Source organism: Streptococcus lactarius (genome assembly GCF_016642265.1).
Classification (GTDB): domain Bacteria; phylum Bacillota; class Bacilli; order Lactobacillales; family Streptococcaceae; genus Streptococcus; species Streptococcus lactarius.
The window spans coordinates 120369-127362 of sequence record NZ_MRXX01000007.1; the positions used below are offsets into that span (position 1 = coordinate 120369).

Consider the following 6994-nt stretch of genomic DNA (forward strand, 5'->3'; position numbering starts at 1 on the left):
TTCTTACCAATCGCAAATCCCTTACTAGTTGGTGAGATTTCAACAAAAAAACCATCTAGATTCCTTCATCTAAATGGCTAGCATACATTTATTCAATTCCTTCAAAGGCCAGGCTTGGTTTGGCATTGAGGTCCCAGCCTGCGAAGTTTTCTTTGTTCCATTCGCTGACGCTGGCATAGGCAATCATCCCTGCATTGTCCCCGCAGAGGCGCAGAGGCGGAATGATGACCTTAACATCCGTGATCTCAGAAGCCAAGCGTTCACGGAGACCTTGGTTGGCTGCGACCCCACCCGCAACGACTAGGGTTTTGACCGGATAGTTTTCCAAAGCCTTCTTGGTCTTGGCCATGAGAATGTCTAAAACGGCGGCCTGAAAGCTCGCTGACAGGTCTGCATTGGAGAGACTTTCCCCTTTTTGTTGCGCATTATGGTGCAGATTGATAAAGGCCGACTTAAGCCCTGAAAAAGAAAATTCCAGATTGTCTTCTTTGATCATGGCCCGTGGGAAATCATAAATATCAGCTCCTTGGTGGGCTAGCTGATCGATCTCACGACCTGCTGGATAGGTCAAGCCCATCACGCGCCCGACCTTGTCATAAGCCTCACCAACCGCATCATCACGCGTTTCCCCAACAATCTTATAATCCCCCGCTTCACTGACATAGACCAGCTCGGTATGTCCTCCACTTACCAGCAAGGCCAAGAGCGGAAATTCTAAGGGCTCAACGCTTTGAGCGGCCATTAAGTGCCCCGCCATATGATTGACTGGAATCAAAGGAAGGCCGTGCGCCCAGGCAAAGGCCTTAGCTGCAGCCAAGCCGACTAAAAGAGCCCCAACCAGGCCTGGGCCGTAAGTAACTGCTACAGCAGTGATCTCGTCTTCTGTAATCCCTGCTTCTTCTAGGGCTTCTTCAATACATGCGGTGATGACTTCCACATGGTGACGGGAGGCTACCTCAGGCACCACTCCACCAAAACGCTTGTGGCTTTCGATTTGACTGGCAATGACATTGGACAAGAGTTGGTCGTCATTTTTCAAGACAGCCACGCTGGTCTCATCACACGATGTCTCAAAAGCCAAAATATATCTATCTTTCATTCGGGTTCCTCTTCATGATCACGGCATCCTCTATCGGATCGTGATAGTAGTTTTTCCTCCGTGCAATTTCTTCAAAATGCATTTTTTTGTATAGGCCTTGGGCCGGTTGATTGGACACGCGCACTTCTAAGAAAATCTCTTTTTGATCCGGTAACTGCGCGAGTAACTGCTGGGCTAGGCCTTGCCCCTGAAAGGCGCGCTTAACCGCAATCTGCAAGACCTCGGCTTCATAGAGTGTCTCTTGAAAAGCGACAAACCCAAGGACTTGGTCCTCATCCATAGCTAGGAAATAGGAGGTCGATTCCTGCTCTAAATCAGCTTCAGTCTGCTCCAACTTCCAGGGACTAGTTTCATAGACATCTTCCATCACAGCGAGAATGGCAGCTGCATCCTGACTTCGCCCCTTTTTGATTTCTACTTTGATCATAGACGCTTGATATAAGAGGTCGTCGTTTCCGTATGGTCTTTGAGCCAATTTTCCTCTGCTTCGACCCGTTTCAGATAGTTTGGAACAAAATCATGGAGGCTAGCAGGTGCTTGTTTGAGGCCGAGACGTCCGATTTTCACAGCATCTGGAAGGGTTTCAGAGAAAGTAGCCTTTGGCAGATGAGCTTGAATTTGTCCCTCAAAGGCTGTAACCTCTCCGACAAAGGTAACCTTGTCATTCGTCACTGCACGCTCTAAGACCTCTTCAAATGGAAAATGCCCTTCTGGTGCGACCAGTTGATCCCCTTGGTAAAAGCCTGCATAGACGTTGTTCCGACGAGCATCCATGACAGGTACTACCAAACCTTCTAGATCATCCGGCACTAGAGCTAAGAGGCTTGAAACCCCAACCAAGTCAATCTTTAAGGTATGAGCCAGCGTCTTTGCAGTTGCGACCGCAATGCGTAGCCCAGTGTAACTCCCAGGTCCTTCTGCCACCACGATCCGATCCAAATCCTTGGGCTTTAGATCAATTTGCTGCATCAAAAAATCAATGGTCGGCATCAAGGTCATACTATGGTTTTTCTTAATGGTGAGTGTTGTTTCTGCAAGTAGAGTCTCATCTTCTAAAATCGCTACAGAAAGAGCCTTACTCGAGGTATCAAATGCTAATAATTTCATTTCCTACTCCTCTTGAACTGGATTATATTATACTACAAATTCCCTTCAAATCCCAGCGAAACTCTCCCCCCAAGGAAGGATTGCATCAGAGAAAAGTCATCAAAATACCAAGCTATTATAGGAATGCCCTCACCTGTCTTGACGGGTGGATCTTTTACTTACAGGCGAATTTATGATATAATGATAATTAATTGTATCGAATCAGGTCCCCTTAAAACTCTAGGAATTTCCCCTATAGTAGCCAACAAAATGGACCGAAATAATGAAAGGAAAATTACTTCATGATTTACAAAGTTTTTTATCAGAAAACAAAAGACCGGAACCCTCGTCGTGAAACGACACATGCACTGTATCTTGATATTGATGCACCAAACGAACGCGAAGGGCGCATCCAAGCTCGTCAATTGGTTGAAGCAAACACAGATTTCAACATTGAATTTATCACACCACTTTCTGAGCAACACCTTGCTTATGAGAAAGAGTCAGGTGCTTTTGAACTAACGGAGTACTAATCCATGGCTTATACCTTAAAATCTGAAGAAGTTGGTGTATTTGCCATTGGTGGACTTGGAGAAATCGGGAAAAATACCTACGGGATCGAATACCAAGATGAAATCATCATTGTCGATGCCGGGATCAAATTTCCAGAAGATGACCTCCTTGGGATCGACTATGTCATCCCAGATTACTCTTATATCGTTGACAATATCGATCGCGTCAAAGCGGTCCTCATTACCCACGGACACGAAGACCACATCGGTGGGATTCCTTTCCTTTTGAAGCAAGCCAATGTCCCTATCTACGCTGGACCTTTGGCGCTTGCCTTGATCCGTGGAAAATTAGAAGAGCACGGCCTTCTTCGTGATGCCAAACTCTACGAAATCAACCAAAACACTGAGCTTCAATTTAAAAATCTTAAAGCAACCTTCTTCCGTACGACTCACTCGATTCCAGAACCTTTAGGGATTGTGATTCACACTCCTCAAGGTAAGATTGTCTGTACCGGAGACTTCAAATTCGACTTCACACCTGTTGGGGAACCGGCTGACCTCCATCGTATGGCGGCCCTTGGGGAAGAAGGCGTTCTCTGCCTGCTCTCAGACTCAACCAACGCAGAAGTCCCAACCTTTACCAACTCTGAAAAAGTAGTTGGCCAATCCATCATGAAGATCATCGAAGGCATCCACGGGCGTATCATCTTTGCCTCCTTCGCTTCGAATATCTTCCGTCTCCAACAAGCTGCTGAAGCGGCTGTCAAGACCGGTCGCAAGATCGTCGTCTTTGGACGCTCCATGGAAAAAGCCATTGTCAATGGGATTGAGCTTGGCTACATCAAAGTCCCTGCTGGAACCATTATCGAGCCTAGTGAGATCAAAGATTATGCAGCCAATGAGATCCTGATCATGTGTACAGGAAGCCAAGGAGAACCCATGGCAGCCCTCTCTCGGATCGCTAACGGAACGCACCGCCAAGTGCAACTCCAACCAGGAGACACTGTGATCTTCTCTTCTAGTCCGATTCCTGGAAATACAACCAGTGTCAACAAACTGATCAATACAATTTCCGAAGCGGGAGTCGATGTCATCCACGGGAAGATCAACAACATCCATACCTCTGGACACGGTGGTCAACAAGAACAAAAACTCATGCTTCGCTTGATCAAGCCAAAATACTTCATGCCCGTCCACGGTGAGTACCGGATGCAAAAGATCCACGCAGGACTTGCCAAAGATACGGGTGTTGAAAAAGACAATATCTTTATCATGAGCAATGGTGATGTACTCGCTCTTACAGCCAACTCTGCTCGGATCGCAGGAAGCTTTAACGCCCAAGACATCTATGTCGATGGAAATCGTATCGGTGAAATCGGTGCTGCAGTCCTTCGTGACCGCAAAGACCTTTCCGAAGATGGGGTTGTCCTTGCCGTCGCAACAGTCGACTTTAAGTCTAAGATGATCCTAGCAGGCCCAGATATCTTGAGCCGTGGGTTCATCTACATGCGTGAATCAGGAGATCTGATCCGTGAAAGCCAGCGCCTGCTCTTTAACGCGATCCGCATCGCACTGAAGAATAAAGATGCCAGCATTCAAACCGTCAATGGAGCGATTGTCAACGCCCTTCGTCCATTCCTGTACGAAAGCACGGAACGTGAACCTATCATTATCCCAATGATTCTCACACCAGATGACGAAAATTAAAAAGAAACCAGTTGAGACCCTGAGCTCAACTGGTTTTATTGTGACTTTTTAAATTACACAAAGAGCTTGGAATGTCTTCCAAGCTCTTTGTGCTGTTGTTACTTAATAAAGGTCTAGATAGTGATCTACTTCCCATTGCGATACGAAGGTTGCATAGCTAGCCCATTCGATCCGTTTGGCTTCAAGGAAGCTGGTGTAGATGTGTTCACCCAAGGCTGCTTTGACGACTTCATCTTCTGTCAAAGCTTTCAAAGCATTATGAAGAGTTGAAGGAAGGTCTGTAATTCCAGCAGCTCTGCGTTCTTCTGGTGTCATCACATAGATGTTTTCTTCGATCGGAGCTGGTGCTTCGATTTTATTTTCAACACCATGAAGTCCGACTTCAAGAAGGACAGCCAAGGCTACATAAGGATTAGCCATTGGGTCTACTGAGCGCAATTCCAAGCGAGTACCCATTCCACGTGACGCTGGTACACGCACAAGTGGAGAACGGTTGCGTCCTGCCCATGCGATGTAGACTGGTGCTTCATATCCTGGCACCAAACGCTTATAAGAGTTAACCGTTGGGTTGGTAATAGCCGTAAAGTTGTAAGCATGCTTGATCAAGCCACCAAGGAAGTGGTAAGCAGTTTCTGACAATTGCATCCCCTTTGGATCTTCTGGATCAAAGAAGGCATTATTGCCATCTTGGTCAAAGAGAGACATATTACAGTGCATCCCTGAACCAGCGATACCAAATTTTGGTTTGGCCATAAAGGTAGCATACAAACCGTGTTTACGGGCAATGGTTTTCACGACAAGTTTGAAGATTTGAATCTTATCACAAGCGCGAAGCACTTCGTCATACTTAAAGTCGATTTCATGCTGACCAACGGCTACTTCGTGGTGACTGGCTTCCACTTCAAATCCCATCTTTGTCAAGACATTGACGATTTCACGACGAGTATTGTCGGCAAGGTCTGTGGGAGCAAGGTCAAAATAGCCACCCTTATCATTTACTTCAAGTGTTGGATCCCCATTTTCGTCTAACTTGAAGAGGAAGAATTCAGGTTCTGGACCAAGGTTAAAGGACTTGAATCCAAGTTCTTCCATATGACGAAGAGCACGTTTCAAATTCCCACGAGGGTCCCCTGCAAATGGTTTACCTTCCGTTGTATAGACATCACAGATCAAACCAGCTACACTACCATTTTCATCACCCCATGGAAAGACTGTCCAAGTATCCAAATCTGGGTACAAATACATATCTGACTCATTGATACGAACAAATCCTTCGATCGAAGAACCATCAAACATAGCTTTGTTTGAAAGAACCTTGTCCAGTTGCTCATCGGTAGCTGGAATTTCGACGTTTTTCATGGTTCCCAAAATATCAGAGAACATTAAACGAATAAAAGTAACATTTTTTTCTTTTACTTCACGGCGAATATCTGCAGCAGTAATTGACATTTTTGTCTCCTTAAAATAAAATGCAAAGAAATGAAATGATCAACGAAATGGATCATATGGCGATAGGGATGATGTGAAGCGACTTTGCTGAACGATGTCACGATGAAGGGCCTTACGGATCTCTTCTTGACTGACAGCTTTGGTAGTTACCTGCTCTTTTTCCGCATATCTTCTCTTGATATCCGCAATGTTCAAGCCATCAGAGATATAATCCTTAATCTCTAAGAGCCGGTCCATATTGTCCAACGAATACATACGGCGATTGCCTTCTGTACGATCAGGAAAAATCAAGCCCTGATCTTCATAATAGCGAATCTGGCGTGCTGTCAAATCAGTCAGTTTCATCACGCTCCCAATCGGAAAGACCGCAAGCGAGCGTCGTAATTCCTTTTCCTTCATACCATTCCTCTTTCTATTCTATTATAACCCAAAAAAAATCTATGTCAAGATTAAATGTCATATAATCTTACATAGGTTTTTTACGTTTCCTGAGGGCGTCCCGTATCCGATCGACATCCGAATTGACCAAAATGGCTACAAACACACCCACAAAGGTCTCAAAGATGCGGGCAAAAACATACAAGAAGGTCTCCCCATCAGGAATGGAGAGGGTGATGATCAGCATGGCCGCAACTCCCCCAATGATCCCAGCCTTATTATTCATCGCAACATTGGTCATAATGGTTAACATGGTCGCAATGGGGATAAAAATCAGAGTCACCCAATACGCCCCATGAAAGAGCGTTTTTAAAAGGAAGAACAATACGGCATAAAAACCTCCGATACTATTGCCCATGACACGAGAAGCCCCAAAATGGACACTCTTATCAAAGTCTTCCCGTAAACTAAAAACAGCTGTCAAAGTCCCGATCTGAAGACCTTTCCAACCAAATACCCCAAAAATCAGGAGTACAATAAAAACGGCAATCCCAGTTTTAAAGGTTCTCATTCCCAAACGGAATTTGGACCAATCAAATTTGTGTCGTTTAAAGTAATCCATGGTCACCTATCTTTCTATTTCTACTATTCTACCATATTTTCAGAAAGGATAGAACCAGTAAAAATAGAAAGGCAGCAAAAAGAGAGTGGGACAGAAATCGGTTATTCGTTAGAATTTGATTTCGTCGTCCCACCTCCGCAC

Annotated in this window: 8 protein-coding genes; 2 read left to right on the top strand and 6 right to left on the bottom strand. The window is 45.2% G+C overall.

The window, feature by feature from the left end:
• Positions 1-88: 88 nt before the first annotated feature.
• From tsaD to tsaB, 3 genes are read right to left on the bottom strand one after another with little or no spacing between them, the layout of a single operon-like run.
• The gene (gene tsaD / locus BTU61_RS05985; protein ID WP_200772770.1) at positions 89-1099 is read right to left on the bottom strand and encodes a tRNA (adenosine(37)-N6)-threonylcarbamoyltransferase complex transferase subunit TsaD; all 1011 of its coding nucleotides are present in this window, start codon (positions 1097-1099) and stop codon (positions 89-91) included.
• Entirely contained in the window at positions 1089-1526 is a 438-nt protein-coding gene (gene rimI / locus BTU61_RS05990; protein WP_200772771.1) for a ribosomal protein S18-alanine N-acetyltransferase, read from the bottom strand. Before rimI ends, tsaD begins: the two co-directional genes overlap by 11 nt.
• Positions 1523-2206 (bottom strand): tRNA (adenosine(37)-N6)-threonylcarbamoyltransferase complex dimerization subunit type 1 TsaB, encoded by a 684-nt coding sequence (gene tsaB, locus BTU61_RS05995; RefSeq protein ID WP_200772772.1) that lies wholly within the window; start codon positions 2204-2206, stop codon positions 1523-1525. The genes rimI and tsaB overlap by 4 nt, the downstream gene beginning before the upstream one ends.
• A 281-nt stretch (positions 2207-2487) precedes the next feature.
• Here tsaB and BTU61_RS06000 point away from each other — a divergent pair, with 281 nt between their 5' ends.
• On the top strand, positions 2488-2718 hold the full coding sequence (locus BTU61_RS06000; RefSeq protein WP_200772773.1) for a DNA-directed RNA polymerase subunit epsilon: 231 nt from the start codon (positions 2488-2490) through the stop codon (positions 2716-2718).
• Between the two features lie 3 nt (positions 2719-2721).
• Complete coding sequence (rnjA, locus tag BTU61_RS06005) at positions 2722-4404, top strand: ribonuclease J1 (RefSeq protein WP_200772774.1); 1683 nt, start codon at positions 2722-2724, stop codon at positions 4402-4404.
• A 102-nt stretch (positions 4405-4506) separates the two neighbouring features.
• On the opposite strand, the gene glnA is transcribed toward rnjA, so the two are convergent.
• The 3 genes from glnA to BTU61_RS06020 form a co-directional block, all read right to left on the bottom strand.
• Positions 4507-5853: a type I glutamate--ammonia ligase gene (glnA, locus tag BTU61_RS06010; protein ID WP_200772775.1), complete on the bottom strand. Its 1347-nt coding sequence runs from the start codon at positions 5851-5853 to the stop codon at positions 4507-4509.
• Between the two features lie 39 nt (positions 5854-5892).
• Positions 5893-6252, bottom strand: a complete 360-nt coding sequence (locus tag BTU61_RS06015) for a MerR family transcriptional regulator (protein WP_200772776.1) — start codon at positions 6250-6252, stop codon at positions 5893-5895.
• A 67-nt stretch (positions 6253-6319) separates the two neighbouring features.
• Positions 6320-6853, bottom strand: coding sequence for an FUSC family protein (locus BTU61_RS06020; protein ID WP_200772777.1), 534 nt, complete (start codon positions 6851-6853; stop codon positions 6320-6322).
• Positions 6854-6994: the final 141 nt, after the last annotated feature.